Origin of the sequence: Tunturiibacter psychrotolerans, assembly GCF_051013365.1 — a bacterium.
GTDB lineage: Bacteria > Acidobacteriota > Terriglobia > Terriglobales > Acidobacteriaceae > Edaphobacter > Edaphobacter psychrotolerans_A.
In genome coordinates this window covers 3972407-3992759 of record NZ_CP132941.1, presented here as the reverse complement: position 1 = coordinate 3992759, position 20353 = coordinate 3972407, and the positions used below count along the sequence as shown (strand labels likewise).

Genomic DNA, 20353 nt, shown 5'->3' with positions numbered 1-20353 from the left:
CTATTGGCTGTCGAGATTGACCGTGTAGAGATTTCCTGTTCCAGTTCTTGATCGCACAATAGGGATGTTGTCGATCGTGAGACCACAGAAAAAGTAGTCTTCTGTGTCGCCTCCGCTGAAGTCGGAAAGATTCGCAATCTGTTCAAGCCGGCCATCAGAGATTGAGGCACGGTAGATGGGCTGCATGTCCGCGGAAGAGGCATGAAAGAAGATGGCCTTACTGTCCGATGCCCATACCGGGTCCGCAACGGTCGTATCTGCCAGCGTCCGCCAACTACGTGCTGCAACGTCGAAGAGCAGGAGCCTGCGCTGGTCCAGTGAGATCGCGGCGATATATCGTCCATCGGGAGACCATCGCGGACTGAAGAGCCCTTCAGAGCCTGGAAGTTGAGTTTGTTTGTGGGTTCGAAGATCAAGGATCTGCAAAGCTCTGGGGCCGTCTTCCTTACCCATGATGTCGGGTATCCGCCCGAAGACGATCGACTGCCCATCGTCGGACCAAGATGGGTCAGCGGCGTTCCGGTTCTCGTGAAGCGGTTGCTCAAGAGTTCCGCCATCTGCAGCGACCGTATAGATCTGCCACGCCTTGCCGGGTTCGCGCGCCATCAAGGCGAGTTTTTTTCCGTCGGGTGACCAGTGTGCATGGAACACCTGCAGCGAGTCCGGTGTGAGTTGGATGAGTTCAGTGCCATCGGACTTCGCCCTCCACTGGCGTCCCTGAAGGTCAGTCCAGGTAACCCATTGTCGATCACGTGAGTATTCGATTCTGTTGGCGTCGGACAAGAAACCGGGGGCGGGCACAAACTCTCGCCGCCCCGCATCATAACGCTGCAGCAAAGACTGGGTCTCAGCGCCTTGAAAATAGATTCGGTGCCCAATGCGCGAAGTGACAGGTCCAGCAAAGCTCAATGGGCCGTTTGTCACGCGCACGGGATTCGCGATCTTTTTCCCGTCAAGCCGCCACAGATCACTGCTCCCACCTCTATCAGATTGGAAGACGAAGTATTTACCGTCTCCCGTCCAGATCCCGCAGCACTCCGAAGAGGGCTTTGTCCAATCACTCAGGATAGGCCGCAAGGACCGGCCGTCCCTGCCGATCTCCCAAAGACCAAGAGTGTGGTCCACGGGATCCATCAAGGTAAATCGGAGGATCTGTCCATCGGGTGACCAGCGCAGCCAGAAGGCCCGACCTGGGAGTGTGACGAAAGGTGTAGACGTCCCATCCTCCGGTCTGCTGATGAACAATCGATTTCCCGCCGCATAAAGAACCCTCTTACCGTCGGGCATCCAGGTTGCGTCGTGCGCTATGACATTGGCTAGTCGCAGGGCGGTGCCCCCACCCGTCGAAAACGTCCATAGCGGTTGCTCAGATTCAGGAGACAGGTGGTTGCGTAGGAGCAGCGTTGAGCCATCGGGTGACAGGTCACCAAGAGTAGGGGAGGAGATCTCGCTTGGCAGCGGGAGCTTTTGAATCTCGCCCGTTCGTACGTCTACCTGTGCCAAGACTGACCTGCCGCCGGAGATGACGGGGATAAAAATTCTTAGTCCATCCGTGGCTGATGCCGGCAAACTCTCAGTTGCGGGCGTACCCGGGGCAATCCAGTCAGTCCGCGTAAGTCGTTCGATCCGTGGCAGCGGGCCCGGACGCCTTGAGCCGGCATAAAAACCGCCGATACCAGCCAAAAGAGCCGCCAGACAGGCAGCTGCCACCCAGACTCCACTCTTCGGAGAGGATAGAGCCGCACCTTGAACTGGCAAGTCTTGATGCGTAGAGGTTGATTCGGCGTCGGCATTCGTGGCTATTCCCGGAACATCACGCGCATCGACTGTATCGGACACGTGGCCTTCGCCAGAAGTGCTTGTTTCAAGTGCTGCAGTCCGAATCGCGACTGGCGCAATAAATCTATACCCGCGTTTGGCAAGTGTCTCTACGAACCGGGGATTGTCCGCGGTGTCGCCCAATGCGTCCCTGATCTTATTGATAGCTGTGCCGATGGAATGATCGAAATCGACGACGGTGTCAGGACCCCAGACCCGTTGCTGAAGTTCGTCCCGGCTGACGATTTCACCCGCCCGTTCGACAAGGCAGGTCAGTACTCTAAATGGCTGGCTCTGCAGCTTGACCCTGCGACCCGCCTTCCACAACTCTCCCGTTTGCAGGTCGGCCTCGAATACTCCAAAACTGACCTTCGGGACTGTATCACTGTGCGACGGCATGACGTGGCCTTGAACCTTAAGTCTAGCATGTAGCGCAGATAGGTGCGCTACATGCTGTTGATCAGACGGATTTAATCGCCTAAGAGTCAACAACTTATCTGTTGACGAAAAAATAGCTCATAAAAGACGCCCTGGCGATGGCATTGATCGATTGCAAACCCACACTGTTCTCTCCGCAACGTGAACAGTTCAAAGAACTATTTCATTTGAGTTGTCTTTCAGGAGGCTTCACCGTGAATACACCCACCTCAGGTTACCCATCTCTCGTTAAAAATCTGTTGCTATCTATAGTCTGCGTACTCCTGGTCTCAGGCTTGAGCCTAAGAGCGCAGACCGACACCGGACGCGTCACCGGGATCGTCACGGATCCAACCGGCGCAGTGGTGCCTGACACCACCGTGAAGCTCACCAACACAGACACCGGAGCGATCCAGACTCTTACCGCCGGCAGCGACGGCAACTTTACCTTTTCCGCCGTGCCTCGAGGCAACTACAAGGTGGAAGCCAGCCACGCCGGTTTTCAGAGTGTGAATCAGTCCTTCGTGCTTCAGGTCTCCCAGATCCAGACGGTGGAGTTCAAGATGCCCGTTGGTGCCTCCAGCGAGACCGTCGAGGTTAATGACGCCGCTCCGGTGGTAGACCTCTCGACTTCTTCCACCGGCTCGGTCATCGAAGGAAAGCAGGTCACCGACCTCCCGCTCAATGGTCGCAACTTCACATCCCTCGCGAACCTCATCCCCGGCGTAACCCGTGGAGCGTTCAACTCAGACGCCAGCGGCCGAAATGGAAACGTCGAAACCTTCCGCTACTCCGACTCAGGCGGCGGCGCGCTTGCAGTGAACGGACTTCGTCAGCAGTCCAACAACTTCATCCTCGATGGCGTCGATAACAATGAGTCCCTCGTCAACTCCATTGTCTTTTTCACGCCCCCAGAAGCTATTCAAGAATTCCGCGTCACGACCTCAGTCGCTCCTGCCGAGTTCGGCCGTGCCGGCGGAGCCATCCTCCAAAACTCCGTAAAGTCGGGGACCAACAGCATCCACGGTTCGGCGTTCGGATACTTCCGCGATCAGATCTTCGATGCAAACCCTCTCTATTTCAATCCCGGCAACCCCGCTCCCGCCTTCCAGCGTAAGCAGTTCGGCGGCGCGGTCGGTGGTCCGATCTGGAAAGACAAGGTCTTTATCTTCGGTGACTACCAGGCTCTACGTCAGAAGCAGCCGAAGGACACGGGCTTTTACACTGTGCCGACTGCTCTTATGCGCCAAGGGAACTTCTCCGAACTTCTTGGTCAGAACGTAACCAGCAATCCCGGAGCCTTCGCGTCTGCCACCGGCTGCCCAGCGCTTCCCGCAGGTGCCACACCTGTCGTTGGAGCGATCTATGATCCGACCACTTGCCAGCCATTCGCCGGCAACATCATTCCGAAGGATCGCATCAATTCAGCGGGGCTGAACTATCTCAATGCCTTTGATGCACCCACGCGGGCGGGTGTACTGAATAACTACTTTGCCGTACGGAATGCCATCCAGAACTTCAACGACTTCGACGCCCGCCTCGATTACCACGTCTCGCAAAAGGACACCGTCTTCGTACGCTACAGCTATGGCCAGGACAACCTGGACGTAAACAGTCTCTTTACGAACCTGCCGGCAGGATTTGCCTCCGGTGGAAACGTAAACCACCCACGAGGCGGAGCGGCGGGTTACACACACATCTTCACACCGAACCTCGTCAATGAATTCCGCTTCGGCTATATTCGGCCTGAGTTCGCGTATGTGAACCCCGACCAGGGCATACCGATCTCTGCCAATCTCGGCATCGTAAACGCCAATCGCAACTCACTTCTGGGAGGCGGCGCTCTCATCGGCGGAAGCAACACCCAGATCGAGTACACCGGCGACGGCGGCCCGTACTCTGTCCCTGAAAAGACATTTCAGTTCCTTGACAGCGTTAGCTACACTCACGGCAAACACACCCTGAAAACTGGTGCGAATATCATCCGTCGTGAAGTCGACTTCTTCCAGGGAAATGACTCGAAGGGCTACTTTGTCCTTGGCGGCGTCAACTTTCCTGGGACCGGGCGCTTCACCGGCTACGAGACTTCAGAGATTCTTGCCGGCTTCTCAGACTATGAAATTGGAGCGGCAAGCACTTTCTTCAAGACGTTCAACTACGAGACGGGCTACTTTGTGCAGGACGACTGGAAAGTAAATCGCCGTCTGACTCTCAACCTGGGTATCCGCTACGATCTCTACACCTACCCCTACGAGCAGAACAATAATCAAGCGAACTACGACATCTCGACCGGCACCCTCCAGGTCGCCGGGGTCAATGGAAACTCGCGCTCGCTCATCAACACCGACAAGAACAACTTTGCACCTCGCATCGGTTTCGCCTATGACCTCTACGGAAACGGGAAGACTTCACTCCGCGGCGGCTATGGCATCTTCTACTTCCTCGATCGGGGAGGCGTGGGCAACCAGCTGTCCAACCAGCCAGGGTTCAACGGTGTCAACCAGTACACCGCCACCAATGGCTACCGCATTACGTTCACTGGCCAAAGCCCCACCATCCCGAACAATGCCGCCACCGCCACCGCTCCTCTTCCCATACCTGCGTTTGGCCCCGGGGCGATCAACTCAATCAATCTCGCTAACGCGACTGTCATCTCTGTGCCAGTGAACAATCAGAACGGTGCAGTCACCCAGTACAACCTGCAGATTCAACAGCAACTCGACCACGCTACTTCGTTGAACATTGCCTATGTTGGCAACAAATCGGATCACCTAATGACCTGGTTTAATGCCAACTCCCCTGTTCTCGACGGCACGACCGCCGGCCTCTATCCGAATCGCGGAACGATCACGGAAGGACTCGCGGGCGGCTCCTCCAAGTATGACGGCTTGCAGGTCTATCTCAACCGCAGTGTTGGGTCGAGCCTGCTTGCGACTGTTGCGTACACGTGGTCGCATTCGCGCGACAATTCAAACGGAGCCTTCAGCTCAGGCACCGGCACAAGCTCAAGCGGACGTATCTTCATCACCCCGGACGGTCCCGACCTGGGTGCGAACTACGGCAACTCCGATCAGGACCAGCGAAATGTCTTTGTCGCCAGCGCTGTCTACTCGCTTCCCGTCGGCCGCGGCAAAATGTTTGGCGCGAACATGAATCGTGGTCTCGATGAGGTCCTCGGAGGATGGCAGCTCAACACAATCGTCACACTCGACAGCGGCACACCGATCGACTTCAGCACCACAGGAAGTCCCGGAACGATCGACAACCGACCGGACCTCATCAGCTTTAGCAAAGTTAAGCGTCAGCTCGTTGGCGGATCGAACAACTCCGATAACCGCACGTTCTTTACCGGCGTCTTTGGCCTTCCCCCGATCAACTCGTCCGGCATCTTCACCCGTCCAGGGAACCTGCAGCGCAACGCATTCTCCGGCCCGGGCTATAAAACAGTGGACCTTGGAATCTTCAAGGGATTCCACATTACCGAACGGGTCAACGCTGAGTTCCGCGCTCAAGCCTACAACCTGTTCAACACACCGCAATTCGGAAATCCGGACACCAACATCCACGATGGCACCAACATCCCCGGATCCAACACCGTCTTTACCACTGGTGCAAATGCCAGCGGCGCAGACAACGGGTTTGGGAGCATTAACAGCATTCGACTCAACACCGAACGCCAGTTAGAGCTAGCGGCTCACATCAACTTCTAACTGCTTCCATCAAAGCGGCACCTCTGAGCGCGTCTCTCTGGTGCCGCTTGTCTTTATCAAATTCAACCATCGCGCCGTCGCGTATTTTTTTTGAGGATCTGTCTCCATGCGCCTCCTCCTTCTTGTCTTCGCGTGCTCCATCTCCGCGCTCGCGCAGTCCCCTCAAATCGACAAATTAGATCCACCGAACTGGTGGGCCGCGATGCCTGCCCCCATGCTCCTCGCAAAAGGGCAAAACCTGAACGGCGCACGTTTCACCTTGAGCGACACCGGCTTACACATCAAAAAAACCGTCATCTCCGATAACGGCCACTACGCTCAAATCTGGCTGACAGCCTCACCCTCTCGAACGGAAACTATCCGACTCACCGCGCGAACATCAAAGGGCGCAACCACAGTTGCCTATACATTCTCGCCCCGCCGAAACCCCTCCGACGGCTTCGCTGGGTTCTCCTCAAAAGACGTGATGTACCTCATCATGATCGACCGGTTTGCAGACGGTGATCCTTCCAACGATGGACCTGACCACGATGCTCAACTCGCCAAATCCCGCGGTTGGCACGGCGGAGATCTTCGCGGCATCACACAGCACCTCGACTACCTGCAGCAGCTCGGCATCACCACCATCTGGATTACGCCCGTCTATCAAAATTACGGCAGCCAGAGCTATCACGGCTACGGTGCAACCGACATGTACGCGGTAGACGAACACTTCGGCAACCTCACCGATTTGAGAGATCTCTCAGCGGCGTTACATACCCGTCACATGAAGCTCGTCCTCGACACGGTTCCAAACCACATCGGCCCAAATCACCCATGGGTCCGCGACAGTCCTGATCCCACGTGGTTCCACGGCACCCTTGAAAATCACACGATTGCTCAAACAGACTTTGCTCCCCTCACAGACCCCCATGCCCCCTGGCGCGACCAAATCAATGTGACTGAAGGATGGTTCGCCAACACTCTTCCTGACCTTAACCAGGAGGATCCCGCCGTCTCCCGCTACCTGATTCAAAATGCCGTCTGGTGGACAGAACAGGCTGGTCTCGACGGTCTGCGCATCGACACTTTCCCGTACGTCGGTCGCGCTTTTTGGCAGAGCTTCCACGCCCAGCTCCACTCGCTCTACCCGCACCTGACCACCGTCGGAGAGGTATTCAACAGCGATGCCACGATAACTTCGACCTTCGCTGGCGGAGTCACCCGCACTGGCGTCGACACAGGTCTCGACACTCCGTTCGACTTCCCCACCTACTTTGCTCTCCGCGATGTCTTCCTGAAGGATGCACCGATGACCAGGCTTGCCGACGTCCTCCGGCTCGACAACCTGTATCCCCATCCTGAGCGCCTCGTTCCTTTCCTCGGAAACCACGACACTACCCGTTTTCTCGACGGCGCCACTTCACCCAATACTCTTGAGCTGGCCTTTACCATTCTCACTACCATGCGAGGCTTACCGCAGATCTACTCTGGTGACGAAATCGCCATGCGCGGAGGAGCAGACCCGGACAACCGTCACGATTTTCCCGGAGGCTTTGGTCCTACGCAAGATAATGCCTTCAATCCAGCAGGCCGCTCTCCCGATCAACAAAAAGCGTTCTCATCACTTAAGAATCTTCTTGCTCTTCGCAACTCCCACCCAGCCCTTCAGACTGGAACCGAACAACTGCTCCACGCCGACAAAAACACTCTCGTCTACGTCCGCACACTTACCAACTCAGCCCATGGAATCCAGCGAACTCTAGTTGCCGTAAACAAAGGCAGCGAAGCGGCAGATGTCGTTATCAAGACCGACGAGACAGAGATTCAGAATGCGCAAAGAAGCACGGTCCTCTTAGGCTCGCCCAGCTCAATCTCTATGAACAACGGCGCTCTTACAGTCCATCTCGCCGCCGATGCGGCGGTAATTTCAGACCTCGATTAGACAGTCCGACTCACAGGCTCGAAATAGATATCGCCCCCTCATGAAGGAGATCGTAGATGGATTGTTCATGTCATGCCGCAGACGCAATCGACGGTTCATTGACTAAAAGAAAACATCTTCCGTCGAATCACATGCTCTCCTTCGTGCTCGTCTCCCTGCTTTGTGTCGTGGGACCGTTCGGGCTTGCCCAGGCACCAGTGCTCTCAAAAATAGATCCTCCCAATTGGTGGACGCAGTTGCCAGACCCGATGCTGCTAGTCCAGGGAGAACATCTGCAGGGAGCACAATTCTCCGTCCAAAATTCAAACACAACCATCGACCTCGTACGTACCTCTCCCAACGGTCATTGGGCGTTCCTGAAGCTTGGCATTAAGTCGGCAAAACCGGGCTCATTTCTCCTCGAAGCACGAAACTCCGCAGGAGCCACCTCATTTCCCTACACCCTCGCAGCACGCGAGAAGGCCGCCGCAAACCCACAGGGTTTTTCATCAAGAGACACGATGTACCTCATCATGACCGACCGTTTCGCTGACGGCGATCCTGACAATAATCGTCAACCAGGCATGACATACGATCGCAATGATCCACACGCCTGGCATGGCGGCGACCTTCGTGGGATTCGTCAGCACCTCGACTATCTGCAGGATCTGGGTGTAAACACCGTCTGGATCACCCCGGTTGATCAGAATCGCGAGCCAGACAGCTATCACGGCTACGGTACGACCGACATGTACAAAGTGGACGAACACTTTGGTACGCTTGCCGACCTCACCGCGCTTGCCACCGACCTGCACGCTCGAGGCATGAAACTTGTTTTGGATATCGTTCCGAATCACGTCGGTCCCGCGCATCCGTGGGTCGAGGATTCGCCCACCCCCGATTGGTTCCACGGAACGAAAGCGCAACATCGACTCGCTCAAGGCAACTTCCGCGCACTCATGGACCCCGATGCTTCCGCGCGAGATCGAAAGGATGTTCTCGATGGATGGTTCGTCGATCTCCTGCCGGATATGAACCAGGAGAATCCTCTCGCGGCTCAGTATCTGATACAAAACACAATTTGGTGGGTCCAGGAGACCTCTGCCGACGGCCTCAGATTGGATACTTTCCCATACGTGGGACGTCAATTCTGGCATGATTTTCACGCCCGACTTACCGAGATCTTTCCCCACCTGACAACGGTCGGCGAGGTATTCAACGGAACATTCGCCATGCCTCCCATGCTCAACTCTTTCTTTGCTGGAGGCGTTATCCGAAGCGGCGGCACAACTGACATCGACACAGGTCTCTACACTCCTTTCGACTACCCATTTTTTTCAGTCATACGAGATGTCACCGTTCGGAACGCGCCGATGACAGATTTGGCAAATCTGTTCCGACAAGACAGTGTGTACCCTCATCCCGACCGCTTAGTAACTCTTCTTGGCAGTCATGACACGAAACGGTTCATGAGCGAGCCAGGAGCCACACCCGAGAAGCTACTGTTGGCGTTCGGCATTCTTCTTACCACCCGTGGCACTCCTGTCATATATTCGGGAGACGAGATTGGTATGGCCGGCGGCGAAGATCCCGATAATCGGAGAGACTTCCCCGGTGGTTTTGAACCACAGAAATCCTCGACAAACGCATTCCTTCCCGCTCGAAGAAGCACCGACGAGGCAAGCGTTCACGACGCCGTCAAGCGGCTTTTACTATTGCGAAATAGAGTCAAGGAGCTGCAACAAGGAAAGCAACAATTGGTCCAGTCTGATGAGGACACAATTGCTTATGTGCGCGGACTGAATCTGAAACGCGGATGTGCCGCAGGCCAGGGTAGAGTTCTTGTCCTTGCAAACAAGTCCGATATAGTCAGAAGGTTAAATATAGATATGAACGAAACTTCAATGGAAGGCTGCACTAGAAGTGAACCGTTACTCGGCGACAAGCACTCAGTCCAAGTATCTTCGCATTCAATTAGCGCTGACGTAGCTCCCCTAGGCCTAACGGTTGTACAACTGCGCTGACTACCGGAGATATTTGTGAGTTGGATCGTTTCGTTGCGGAAGAACGCCGACTTGAAATCAAGAAGGTTCGATCCGGTGAATCCTGCGACAACGTAGGCAAGCTGAGTTATTCGACGCTCAATTCCTACCTCAGCGTCATCAAGCGAGTGCGTGCGAAGTGGGGAAAACTCGTATCACTCGCCTGAAGCGGATGAATGTCTAAGAGTAGTTACGAAACCTGGAAGCCGCCCCCAAAACCAAGGTCACGTGAAAGCCGTCATACATCGCTGTACGAGAAGGCCATTCTGTGGATATGGTCCAATGGCAATGGAAGCGATGGAGTTTGTCGAAATCAAGGGCATTAGCAAGCGCCGGTAACGACCGTTGAACCGTTACCAACTAATCAGACGCTGAACCGACGAGGACCAAACTCGGCCTCGATCTCTCAGCATGGAGGGCGATCGTATTCATCATAGTGACGGCTTTCTGCAACCGGTTTAGGCTGCAGGTCACCGCATAAAAACCCGTAATCGATCTCCGACGAAGGCAGCACTGCGATACCCTTCCACAACAGCCCAAAACGGTACGTTTCTCACTTCGTGGATTGGCGAAGGATTTTGCACAGGACTGATCAAGCCCGAAGCTATCAGGGGCGAACTGGCGATGTAGGGGTGAAGTCGGTGAAGCTGACTTTGCTTATGGTGTGCTGTTGATCGCCTATCAGGTTGATAACTTTGATAGTCAATTGGTATCGCCCGGGATTTAGGGCTTTAGTGACTTCGATGCGATAGGGTGTGGCAAACTGATACAGAATTGATGGGAGGAAAGCGGCTCCGGCATTGCTTGCGCGAAGCCGCTGTCTCTCCGACCTTCGACGTCAACTGCGATTGGGACTACCAGGGATATGTGCCGTCCTTGTGGGTAAAGCTCCCGGTCGGACCATCCTCCGGCAGTTGCGCGAGGCGCACGATCGCGATCGCACCCTCCTCGACCGTCCCTGGGCCGCTTTGGTTGTTCAGTTCGGTAGCAACATAGCCGGGAGACGCAGAGTTGACCTTGATCCTGGTCTCGCGCAGGTCGTAGGCAAGGCCTACGGTGAACATGTTTAGCGCCGCCTTTGAGGCGTTGTAGGCGAGAACCTTCGCGTGATAGAAGGGTGTGCTGGGATCACCATTGATCGCGAGCGAGCCGAGTCCGCTGGAGACGTTGACAATGCGGGCCCTCTCAGCCGCGCGTAGCAGTGGCAGCAGCGGCTGGGTAATTGCCACCGTGCCGAAGAAATTTGTTTCAAACGACTAGCCACGACTAGGGCTCTTGCCGAGCAGCTCCCGCGCAATCACCATCCGCTGAATCTCACTCGTGCCTTCACCAATCGGACACAGCCGCACATCCCGGTAAAACTTCTCTGCTGGATAGTCCTTGATGAATCCATATCCGCCATGTATCTGCAAGCCTTCATCGCAGATCCTGCATGCAGCCTCGCTCGCATACAGCTTTGCCATCGCAGACTCCAGAGTCACTTTCTTACCTGCGTCTTTCATCTGTGCCGCACGCATCGTCAACAACCATGCCGCATCCAATTCGGTCGCCATATCGGCCAGTTTGAACTGAATCGCCTGAAACTCGCTGATCGTCTTGCCGAACTGTCGTCTCTCCTGCGCATATTTCATCGCAGCATCGAGCGCTCCGCGTGCCATTCCCAGACTCAGCGCCGCAATAGAAATTCGTCCGCCATCGAGCACGCGCATCGCGTCTTTGAAGCCATCACCTTCCTTGCCAACAAGATTCTCTGCCGGGATCTCGCAATCTTCGAAGATCAGCTCCGCAGTATCGCTCGCCCTCAAACCAAGCTTGTTCTCTTTCCGTCCCGACCGAAATCCTTGCGTCCCGCGCTCCACCACAAACGCCGAGATCCCTCCACGGGTTCCCTTCTCCTTATCCGTTACTGCTAGTACTACCGCGCAATTTGCATAGCTCCCATTGGTGATGAACGTCTTACTTCCATTCAGCACCCACTTGTCGCCACGCTTCACAGCAGTTGTGCGCGCGCCCCCAGCATCGGAGCCCGACCCGGGCTCCGTCAAACCCCATGCCCCAAGCCATTGACCGCTGGCCAGCTTCGGAATCCACCGCTTCCTCTGCTCGTCGTTCCCACCGAGCATGATGTGGTTCGTGCACAGCGAATTATGCGCCGCCACAATGATCCCGACGCTGCCGTCCACGCGCGAAAGCTCCTCAATCGCCAGCACATACTCCACGTAGCCCATGCCGGCCCCGCCCAGTGATTCGGGAAATATCACACCCAGCAGTCCCATCTCTCCAAGCTTCTTCACCACTTCGTGTGGAAACTCGCTCTTCTCATCCCACTCCGAAACGTGCGGTGCTACTTCACCCTCCGCAAAGGCCCGTACCGCACTCTGCAACTGCTTCTGCTCATCGGTCAACCCAAACATGCATCCTCCGGCGCTTCATAACCTGCGCTAATACATGTATCACACTCATGCATAGTCTGGCACGTCGCCTAACCGTCACGAATAAGGGCGCGGACTGTTAGGCCCGCGCCCGACGGTTGAAACCCCGCAAATCTAAATCCGGTCCAGAGCCTGTCCTAGGTCCGCGACGATATCATCCACATCCTCAATTCCGACTGATACCCGCATCAATCCATCGGTGATCCCCAGGCGTGCGCGACCTTCCGCTCCCACCGCAGCATGTGTCATGGTGGCAGGATGACAAATCAGCGTCTCCACCCCTCCTAACGACTCCGCCAGCAGTCCAAGGCGCAACGCCTTGGCAAACGCATTCGCCTTCTCCAGCGACCCCAGTTCTATCGAGATCATTGACCCAAATCCACTCTGCTGTCGCTTCGCGAGTTCGTGTTGGGGATGCTCCACCAGTCCCGGATAAAACACCTGTTGCACCTTAGGATGGCTCTTCAAGAAATCGGCAACCACGCGCCCATTCGCATCATGCTGCTTCATCCGCACTGCCAGTGTTTTCACTCCACGCAGCAGCAGATAACTTTCAAACGGTGACAAGATTCCGCCCGTACACTTCTGCACAAACCGGAACGTCTCAGCGTGCTCCGGCTTCGTGCAGATCAGTACCCCGCCCAGCCCATCCGAGTGCCCATTCAAAAACTTCGTCGTCGAGTGCATCACGATATCCGCTCCCAGTGCGAGCGGCTGCTGCAGATACGGTGACAGGAACGTATTGTCGACACTCAACTCCACACCCTTCGCATGACAGATCTTTGCCACAGCCCCAATATCCGTCAGCGACATCATCGGATTCGTCGGCGTCTCGATATGCACCAGCTTCGTCGCCGGCGTGATCGCAGCAGCAACATTCTCCGCCACACTAGTGTCCACATAGGTAAAGGTCAGCCCATAGTTCGTCAGCACTTTGTCGAACAAGCGTCCCGTCCCGCCGTACACGTTGTCCGAGCACACCACATGGTCGCCCGACTTCATCATCGTGCACAACGCCGTAATCGCAGCCATTCCACTGCCGAACACATGAGCACTCGTTCCGGCCTCCAGCGAGCACAGGCTCACCTCCAACGCATCCCGCGTAGGGTTCGTCAGCCGCGCATACTCATGCCCTTTGTTCTTCCCAATCTCCTCCTGCTGATACGTCGAAGTCAGATAAATCGGCACATTCACCGCACCCGTCAACTCATCCGGCTCCTGCCCATCATGGATCGCCCGCGTTGCAAATCCAGGCCGTTTCTTCGTTTCCTTCATTTGTAACCTCAATAATCACAATCTATTCAAATCTAAAAATTAGTTCAACAGTCCCTTCGACAGATATCGCTCAACCGAATCCGGGATCACCGTTACCACTCTTTTCCCTCTTCCAAGTTCTTTCGCGACATCAACTGTCGCGCACAACATCGCACCTGCGCTGGACCCCGCGAACACACCCTCTTCCTCGGCCAACCGCCTAACCATCTCCAACGCCGGCTCATCCATCACCATCATCGCGCGATCACAGACAGAGCGGTCAAACGTTGCAGGAATAAACGAAACCCCAATCCCTTCCACCTTATGCGGCCCCGGCTCTCCGCCCTCCAGCACACTTCCCTGTGGTTCCACAGCAACGGTCAAAATCTCCGCTCGCTTCTTCTTGAAAAACCGCGCCACCCCGGTAAAGGTTCCCGCCGATCCCACTCCCGAAACCCAGGCGTCCACGCGGCCTTCCATCTGCTCCCAGATCTCCACCGCCGTCGTTTCCTCATGAAAGTCAGGATTCGCCGGATTCTCAAACTGCAGCGCGGCGAACGCTCCCGGGGTCTCTTTTTCGAACTGCAGCGCCCTCCGAATCGCGCCTGCCATGCCCTCATCCTCAGGTGTCCGCACCACGGTCGCCCCGAGCCCACGCATCAGCTTGCACTTCTCCTCGGCAAACTGCTCCGGCACATACAGCATCACCTTGTACCCACGAGTCACACCAATCAGCGCCAACCCAACGCCGGTATTCCCTGCCGTCGCCTCTACGATCGTTCCGCCCGGCTGCAAAACTCCCCGCCGCTCCGCATCCAGCACAATCCCAAGTGCGGCCCTGTCCTTAATACTTCCACCAGGATTCAAATACTCCAGCTTTGCCCAGATCTCCGCACAGTTCTCAGTGCCGCTTCCCGACTCAAGTCGGCGCAAACGTACCATCGGCGTCCGCCCCACCAGCTCCAATATGCTTTCGACAACCTTCATCAACCAACCCTCTGCCTTTCCTGGAACCCCCTTCTGGAAGCCTTCGACATCATCTCACTTCACGACCACATCTTTCCTACAGGCATCAGAATCTCTTCTGGGGCCAGCAGCTCTGAAGTAGTGGACGTGTAGCTTTCGCTAAAGGCTAAACCCCACCATATAAAGAGAATTAAGGAAGACTTTGCAGATGATAGCCTCAACCTTTCCCATCAAGGCTTGCTCCCTGCACTAAAGCCCGCGCTGGCGCCTTTGCTCGCATCCGCGACCACTCTCGGGTAGTATCCTGTCCGCGTTCGGACCGACAGTCTTCCGAAGTTCTTCGACTTCGCCTCTACGTGCACCTCGCGATACCCGCCCAGCGTCGGCGATTTCGTTGAGTGATACGAGATCGTGTACTGAGTGCGAATATCCTGCGCCACCTCCGCAGCAATCGCATCCACCTCTTTCACCGACTTCGGGAAGTAAGCCGCTCCGCCCGTTTGTTCCGCGAGAGTCTCCAACACTCTGCGCGCATGCCGCGACTCGCGTTTATCGGTATCCTCGCCAAATAACAAACCCACGCAGTAGATCACCGGCCCATCCAGATCCTGAATCCTCCGAATCGTCTGCTCCAGCGTCGCGCTCGAGGCGTTGTCTTCGCCATCCGTAATCACAAGCAGCACCTGCTTCGGATGTTTCGCGTTCTTGCTCAAATAATCCGCCGAGGCCACCAGCGCATCGTAGATCGCCGTCCCACCGCTCGACTTGATGTATCCCAGCCCTTGCTGCAGCTTGTCGATATTGTTCGTAAAGTCCTGGTCGATGAACGCCTCCCATGAGAAGTCCACCAGAAACTCTTCATCTTCCGGGTTCGATAGCTTTACGAAATCCAGCGAGGCCTTATCTACCGAAACCCGCTTGTCATACATCGATCCTGAACTATCGATCAGCAGCCCCAGCGAAACCGGCAAATCCTCGTGCCGAAAGGAGTTGATCGTCTGCGGCACGCCGTCTTCATAAATGTGAAACGCATCCTTATCCAACGTCTGAACCGACCGTCCGCTCCCATCGAGCACGGTCGCATTCAACCGGACTTCATAGGCATCCTGTCGCAGCGTGTACTTGCCACCCTCGCGAGAGATCGCACCAGTTGCTCCCACACCCTGAGGCGCGCCAGTCTGGCTCTGCGCCGGCGGGTCTGGGTCCGGCGAAGCCACAGGGTCGCGATCGATAGTCAGCGAAGGCTGTTGCGATGAGGGCTGTTGTTTCGCGGATGTCTGCGGAGACGCCGGCCGCTCGGCCCATCCGCCAACCCCACCCAATAGCAGCGCCAACCACCCCGCGGCGGCCATACCCAATGAAAAACTCTTACTGCGAAGGTGCATAGTACCCCTGGCGATTATGTACCGTCAGGTTTGGAAGCCCTGGCGGCGGAACGAGTCGTATCTTCAATTTACGCCAGTTCCCATCCTGCTTCACCTCCGAAGGCCGGTATCCAATCACATATTCATTTCTCAGCTCGGCGCTGATCCGCGAAGCAATATCCCCCAGATCCCCCAACTCAGAGACCCGAAACATCCGTCCCCCTGTCATGTCGCAGATATCGGTCAGCAGAAGCGGCCCCAGCTGCTCCTCGGTCGTCGGGGCATACTGGTCGAAGATACCGATCGAATATATCTGAACGTCGCTCTCCCGCACCACCCGCCGCAGCTCGCCCTCTGTATAGCGGCTCCGATTATCGCCGCCATCGGAGATGATCAGCAACGCCTTGCGTTCATACTTCGCCTGCTTCAACTTATCCACGCCAAGATAGATGGCATCGATCAACGCCGTCCGATTCTCCGGCTTTAACATCACCATCCGCGCCTCGACGTCGTCCACATCCGACGTATAATCCACAATCACGGCGGGCCGGTCGTTGAAGCCCACCACAAAAAACTCATCCTGCGGATTTGACGTCCTCAAAAACTCACTCAACGCCTTCCGCGCCCTCACAAACTTCGACGACATACTTCCGCTCAGGTCGAAGATAATCCCGATCGTCACCGGCGCGTCTTGCGTGGAAAAGCTCTTGATCACCTGCCCGATGTTGTTGTCATAAACCTCAAAGTTTTCCTTCTCCAACCCCGTCACCAAACGGTTCATCGGATCGGTCACGGTAGCTGGAATCAGCACCAGATTCACGTCCACACGAATGCGCGCGTCACGCCTTGAGGTTCCCAGCGCAGCTGCGTTTGCCGCTCCTTCAATAACAGGCTTCTTTTCTTCCGGCGTCTTAGGCGGTGGAGGAGGCGTAGGCGTATGCACTACATCCAGCGGATTCTCCTGCTCCTGCGCACCGCAAACTCCACTCCCTGCCGAAGCCCAGAGCCCCACCCAGAGCAACGTTGCAACAACCCAAACAGCTCGCCGCGCTACCCGCCGACCCGACTGCAAGCCTCTCCGCCCACTACCCTCATCCATTCCGTTTCGCGTGTTGATTTCCATCTTGGCACCCATGCGTCCTCACGACAATCAGCCGTAATCTCAGTGAGGACTTCACATCGTCTCCTCGATAGTCAACTTACCCAGACCGCCAGTCCATCAGTTTTTGCGTTCTGAAGATAATAGACCTCGTGTCAACCCCTTTTGTCATCATTTCCTTGCGAGAACGTCGTACTTCTGTCTCCTCAACGTTCTCCGTGCGCTTCCGGATTCGACCTGACCCTTCTTCCTCTGTCTTTCACACTCCAACCCGTACAATCACCTCATATTCCAAGTTGGAGAAACCTCAAAGCATGGCCCGTCTCTACCCCTTTCGCGCCCTCCGTTACGACCCCGCCCGCGTCAACATGGAAGACGTCGTCACCCAGCCCTACGACAAGATCACTCCGGCCATGCAGCAGCGCTACTACGAAGCCAGCCCCTACAACCTGATCCGCGTCATTCTCGGCAAACACGAACCCGGCGACACCGATCCTCAGGACTTCCTCCCCGCAGGCGAGCAGGCACACAACGTCTACACCCGAGCCGCCGAAACCCTCCGCGAGTGGCGCCGCGATCGCATCCTCGCCGAAGAATCCGAACCCGCCGTCTACGGCTACTCCCAGACCTACGAAGTGCCGGGCACCAGCGAAACCCGCGAACGCCGCGGCTTCATCGCCCTCGGTCACCTCTACGACTACGCCGACAAGGTCGTCTACCGCCACGAACAGACCTTCCCCAAACACAAGTCCGACCGCCTCGCTCTCTTCAAGGCCACCCGCGCCTACTGCGAGCAGATCTACATGCTCTACTCCGACCCCGCCTTCACCGCCGAAAAACTGATCTTCGGCGCCAGTGGCCCGAACGGCCCCGACACCGCTCCAGCCGACCTCGCCATCACCGACGAGTACAACGTCGTCCACCGAGTCTGGAAGATCTCCGATCCCAGCATCATCAATCTCCTCCTCACCGCCATGGCCGACAAGAAACTCATCATCGCCGACGGCCACCATCGCTACGAGACCTCAGTCGCTTACGCCAAGGAGCGCTCTGCCCAGCTCAAACTCCCCTTCAAGCAGCCCATCCCCGGCGACGAGCACGGTTCTCCCTCAGTCATCGCCGACGGCGACACTCGCTCCATGCTTCCCACCCCAGCCTTCCCTGAAGCAGCCATGATGATGACCTTCGTCAACATGGACGCCCCCGGAATCACTATCCTGCCGACCCACCGCGTCGTCCACGGCCTGCCCAGCTTCAGTTCGCCCGACTTCGTCACCAAAGCCAGCGCTTACTTCAACGTCAAAGAGCTAGACAGCCCCGCTCTAACCGCCCTCAACGCCACCCAAGGCACCGCCTTCCTCGCCGCAACCGGCGATGGCAACTACCTCCTCACCCCAAAACCCGACGTCATCGCACAAGCCCTCAAAGGCATCTCACCCCGCCAGGCTCAGCTCGACGTCGTCCAACTCCACTCCATCATCCTCGACAAGCTCCTCGGCCTCGATCAGGACACTATCACCCGCCTCGGCAACGTCCGCTATATCCGCGAGGCCTCCGAAGCCACAGCCCTGGTCACCAGCGGCGATGCGGACATCGCCTTCCTGATCAAACCCATCACCCTCGACCAGCTCCGCGACATCTCGCTCTCCGGCGACGTCATGCCCCAAAAATCCACCGACTTTTACCCCAAACTCCTCAGCGGCCTCGCCATCTACGCCCTCGACTAACTAACCCGCCTTACAAGACAGGAAATCCCTTTCAGAGGATGGTGTCGGGCGTTTTTCTCTCCGCGTGAAATCAGAAACCGTCATCTCAACCGAAGGCGCTCACAGTCTCATCGTGAGCGCCGCAGTGGAGAAACCCCCGAATTTCCCTTTAGTCTTCCCACGCATCACTTCTGACGGTAACCCACACATCCTTATCCGCCATTTACAATCAAACCCGCGACCACACACTATCCCTTGACTCTCCCCGCTAAGCCCATCGCCGCGCGCCTCCTACTCGCACTCCTGACGAGCCTCGCCACCCTTCCAGCCTCAGCCCAGCAACCCCTCCCACGCACCGTCATCTTCCTCGACCCAGCCCACGGCGGCTCAGATCCCGGGGCCCGGCTCTCCGACAATCTGCCCGAAAAGACCGTCACTCTCTCCTTTGCTGCCCGCCTCCGCTCCGTCCTCTCCGCCAGCGGATTTTCCGTCATCACCACCCGCGACTCCGACCCTTCAGCCGCCTTCACCACCGACCAGCGCGCCGAAATAGCCAACCACTCCCATCCCACCGCCTGCCTCATCCTCCACGCCACCGCCGGCGGCAACGGCATCCACATCATCACCTCCGACCTCGCCCCGCCCGACGACAACTACGCTGACACCCGCCACGCGATTCCCTGGGACACGGCCCAATCCGCCTCCATCCCCCAAAGCGTGGCCTTAGCCAACACCCTCGGCCTCGCTCTCCTTCACGCCAGGCTTCCCGTCCTGCTCACCCGCTCCTCCCTTCGCCCTCTCGACAACCTGACCTGCCCCGCCATCGCCATCGAGATCGCCCCCCTCACCCCCGACGACGGTGACACAACCCCCGTAAGCGACGCCAACTACCAGCAGCAAATAGCCCAGGCCATCGCCACCGGCCTCACCACCTGGCGCAGAAACCTCGGCGCGCCCGTCGGAGTCACGCGATGATCCCCCGCTACCAGCGCATCCTCTTCTGGAGCCTCTTCGCCGGCATCTTCCTTATGTCCGCCTTCCTGCTCCGCGGCTGCCAGCAGGCCCACAAACGCCTCGCCGCCCTCAACGACGCCACCCCCATCGCCGCCCCCACAGCCACCAGCACCGAGGACGTCACCCTCTACCTCGCCAACGACACCGACGCCTCCGTCACACCAACCACCGAATCCCTAGCCCTGCCCCAGGCCCCCACTCTCCGCGCCCGCACCCTGCTCGATCACCTCCTCTCTGCCTACTCTCTCCCCACCTCCAAACATCCGCTCCAAAGCGGCCTCGCAGTCGATGACGTCTTCCTGCTCAACGAACCAACCAACACACCGGACAGTCCCTCAACGAGTTCTTCCGAAACTACCTCGCCGCAGGCTAAACAGTTGGCCATCGTCAATCTCCGCGGCTCTTTCGTAGACAACCACCCCTCCGGCATTCAGGTCGAGGCCCTCACCCTGCAATCGATCATCGGAACGCTCCACGCCGCTCTTCCCGAGATCACCAGTATCCGTTTCCTCGTCGACGGCCAGCCTCACGACACCCTCGCCGGCCACGCCGACCTCCTCCGCACCTATCCCGCGGTTGACACCACCGTCCACCCGGCTCCGCCGACCGAAACTCCGCAGTTATAAAC

The 20353-nt window shown here is 57.0% G+C and carries 13 protein-coding genes and 1 pseudogene; 7 read left to right on the top strand and 7 right to left on the bottom strand.

Annotation, left to right across the window (positions count from 1 at the left end):
- Complete coding sequence (locus tag RBB76_RS16730; protein ID WP_429629675.1) at positions 1-2217, bottom strand: winged helix-turn-helix domain-containing protein; 2217 nt, start codon at positions 2215-2217, stop codon at positions 1-3.
- 233 nt (positions 2218-2450) lie between these two features.
- On the opposite strand from RBB76_RS16730, the gene RBB76_RS16725 reads away from it, so the two are divergent.
- From RBB76_RS16725 to RBB76_RS16710, 4 genes are all read left to right on the top strand, one after another.
- A complete protein-coding gene (locus RBB76_RS16725; protein ID WP_429629676.1) occupies positions 2451-5945 on the top strand; it encodes a carboxypeptidase regulatory-like domain-containing protein in 3495 nt (1164 codons plus the stop codon).
- 106 nt (positions 5946-6051) lie between these two features.
- Positions 6052-7869 (top strand): alpha-amylase family glycosyl hydrolase, encoded by a 1818-nt coding sequence (locus RBB76_RS16720; RefSeq protein WP_429629677.1) that lies wholly within the window; start codon positions 6052-6054, stop codon positions 7867-7869.
- A 56-nt stretch (positions 7870-7925) separates the two neighbouring features.
- Positions 7926-9872 carry an alpha-amylase family glycosyl hydrolase gene (locus RBB76_RS16715; protein ID WP_429629678.1) on the top strand — a complete coding sequence of 649 codons (1947 nt, stop codon included), beginning with the start codon at positions 7926-7928 and terminating at the stop codon, positions 9870-9872.
- 20 nt (positions 9873-9892) lie between these two features.
- On the top strand, positions 9893-10057 hold the full coding sequence (locus tag RBB76_RS16710) for a hypothetical protein (protein WP_429629679.1): 165 nt from the start codon (positions 9893-9895) through the stop codon (positions 10055-10057).
- Between the two features lie 687 nt (positions 10058-10744).
- Here the strand turns inward: RBB76_RS16710 and RBB76_RS16705 are convergent.
- The 6 genes and pseudogenes from RBB76_RS16705 to RBB76_RS16680 all read right to left on the bottom strand — a co-directional run.
- Positions 10745-11131 (bottom strand): annotated as a pseudogene (locus RBB76_RS16705) (SDR family NAD(P)-dependent oxidoreductase); the annotation flags it as partial.
- A 15-nt stretch (positions 11132-11146) separates the two neighbouring features.
- Positions 11147-12304, bottom strand: coding sequence for an acyl-CoA dehydrogenase (locus RBB76_RS16700; protein ID WP_429629680.1), 1158 nt, complete (start codon positions 12302-12304; stop codon positions 11147-11149).
- A 132-nt stretch (positions 12305-12436) separates the two neighbouring features.
- Positions 12437-13597, bottom strand: a complete 1161-nt coding sequence (locus RBB76_RS16695; RefSeq protein ID WP_429629681.1) for a trans-sulfuration enzyme family protein — start codon at positions 13595-13597, stop codon at positions 12437-12439.
- A gap of 39 nt (positions 13598-13636) precedes the next feature.
- Positions 13637-14563 (bottom strand): PLP-dependent cysteine synthase family protein, encoded by a 927-nt coding sequence (locus tag RBB76_RS16690; RefSeq protein WP_429629682.1) that lies wholly within the window; start codon positions 14561-14563, stop codon positions 13637-13639.
- Positions 14564-14772: 209 nt separating this feature from the next.
- Complete coding sequence (locus RBB76_RS16685) at positions 14773-15927, bottom strand: VWA domain-containing protein (protein ID WP_429629683.1); 1155 nt, start codon at positions 15925-15927, stop codon at positions 14773-14775.
- Positions 15911-17041, bottom strand: coding sequence for a VWA domain-containing protein (locus RBB76_RS16680; protein ID WP_429629684.1), 1131 nt, complete (start codon positions 17039-17041; stop codon positions 15911-15913). The genes RBB76_RS16685 and RBB76_RS16680 overlap by 17 nt, the downstream gene beginning before the upstream one ends.
- Before the next feature lie 278 nt (positions 17042-17319).
- On the opposite strand from RBB76_RS16680, the gene RBB76_RS16675 reads away from it, so the two are divergent.
- The 3 genes from RBB76_RS16675 to RBB76_RS16665 all read left to right on the top strand — a co-directional run bounded on the left by RBB76_RS16675 (position 17320) and on the right by RBB76_RS16665 (position 20351).
- Entirely contained in the window at positions 17320-18732 is a 1413-nt protein-coding gene (locus tag RBB76_RS16675; protein WP_429629685.1) for a DUF1015 domain-containing protein, read from the top strand.
- Positions 18733-18966: 234 nt separating this feature from the next.
- Positions 18967-19686, top strand: coding sequence for an N-acetylmuramoyl-L-alanine amidase family protein (locus RBB76_RS16670; protein WP_429629686.1), 720 nt, complete (start codon positions 18967-18969; stop codon positions 19684-19686).
- Positions 19683-20351, top strand: a complete 669-nt coding sequence (locus tag RBB76_RS16665; protein ID WP_429629687.1) for a GerMN domain-containing protein — start codon at positions 19683-19685, stop codon at positions 20349-20351. The genes RBB76_RS16670 and RBB76_RS16665 overlap by 4 nt, the downstream gene beginning before the upstream one ends.
- The last annotated feature ends 2 nt before the right edge of the window (positions 20352-20353 follow it).